The 1478-nt window shown below is 53.2% G+C and carries 2 protein-coding genes and 1 pseudogene; 2 read left to right on the top strand and 1 reads right to left on the bottom strand.

What is annotated here, in order from left to right:
* Positions 1-413 precede the first annotated feature (413 nt).
* Both RMSM_RS43670 and RMSM_RS01245 read left to right on the top strand, forming a co-directional pair.
* Positions 414-599: a multicopper oxidase domain-containing protein gene (locus RMSM_RS43670; protein ID WP_390172479.1), complete on the top strand. Its 186-nt coding sequence runs from the start codon at positions 414-416 to the stop codon at positions 597-599.
* Between the two features lie 95 nt (positions 600-694).
* Complete coding sequence (locus RMSM_RS01245; RefSeq protein WP_008690323.1) at positions 695-976, top strand: metal-sensitive transcriptional regulator; 282 nt, start codon at positions 695-697, stop codon at positions 974-976.
* A gap of 67 nt (positions 977-1043) precedes the next feature.
* Here RMSM_RS01245 and RMSM_RS01240 read toward each other — a convergent pair.
* Positions 1044-1478 (bottom strand): annotated as a pseudogene (locus RMSM_RS01240) (TolC family protein); the annotation flags it as partial.

The following is a 1478-nucleotide window of genomic DNA, read 5'->3' as shown; positions in this document are numbered from 1 at the left end:
CCGTGATCGTTTCTGGGTTTGGGAATAACAATGACGCTAATGATTCCTCCAACCGAGTTTGCAAAGCTCGATCTTCGAACAAGGACTCATTGCGTCAACTTCGACTCTGGCGCCAGGCGTGCTAGGAATACCCCCGGCGCGTATCGGGAGATGGCAAATCGCGTGCCTGTTTTGAGAAATCGTGTTGCCCAAAGCAACGGTCAGAGGTGGAATGTCTCTCCGTGGTCACGTTCAAGACTGGTATGTACTTTACTAACTCGTCTCGGTGCCAGGTGTTGCGGAACTCGCGACGGTAAGCGGAGCCGTACGAATACCAGGTCGAGGTTGATCCTCGGAAATTGCTCTTTTATCAGATACCACTCAATACTGTCGTTGCCACGATCAAAGACTCCAATAAAGACGTTGGCGGTCGAGTGGTAGCTCGCATTCCTAAAAGTGCCTGGGGCCCCCGAAACAATGAACTCGTCGGTGTTGCAAAAACATCCAGCATTGAGGTCATTGCTAACAACTCCGGCAATTGGATTTTCCATTGTCACTTGGTCCATCTCGAGCGTTACGTCCCGGCCTCAAAAAGAAGACGGGCAAGTAGGCGTCTATGAGGGAATCCCCTATCCGTTAGAATCGCGGTCAAAGCGGAAACTGTTCCGTATCTTTACTCTCGAAACCAAAACGGATCCGTTCCGTAGAACAGCGTATGACCAGCGACGAAGAACGTAGAAAGTTGCTCAATCGCGTGCGCCGAGTGGGCGGCCAGGTAGACGCGGTGGCCCGCATGATCGAAGAAGACGCGGCCTGCGCGGACATCGTGATGCAGATCAGCGCCGCCACGGGGGCGCTGTCAAAGATCGCCCAGCTATTGCTAATCAAGCACGTCCGCGAAACACTCAACGACGCCACCGACAGCGACGCGGGCCAGCGTGAAGCGGTGCTAGAGGATTTGATCATCCTTTTTGAGAAGTACGCTCAGACAAAATGAGCTAACAGGGAAAACGAGGAGTCAAAGAGCTTGGTAGCTCCCCGTCTCCTTCTCTTCCCACTAGCCGCTACCTCGGTTTCGGCACAGCTGAAATATGTCCCGGAGGTTCCGGTCCGGTCGGCGGCATCAATCCGCCGTTGAGCAAGTAGCCGGCGATCAGCGTTTCGTTACTTCGCCATGCAACCAATTGCTGTACATACTGGACTCGCATTTGGTAATACGTTAACTGGGCGGCGAGAACCTGAGGCCAATCGACACGATCCTCTTCGTAAGCATCCAGTAGCACTTCATAGGCCAGTCGCGATTCGGGAACAATGACTTCCTGATAACTGCGGACTTTCTGAACCGCGGTCAAGTAGTCGCGGTAAATTTTCGCCAGTTGTCGTTGGAGTGATAATTCAACTCGCTCGATCTCGCCTCGCTGCCGTACTACGTCCGCTTCGGCTTGCCGAATCGTTCCCTGATTCCAATCGTACACTGGAATTTCTAACTGAAGGGCTGT

It is taken from the genome of Rhodopirellula maiorica SM1 (assembly GCF_000346295.1).
Lineage (GTDB): Bacteria > Planctomycetota > Planctomycetia > Pirellulales > Pirellulaceae > Novipirellula > Novipirellula maiorica.
Note: the sequence above shows the minus strand (reverse complement) of the source record. Positions and strands in the feature narration are given on the sequence as shown.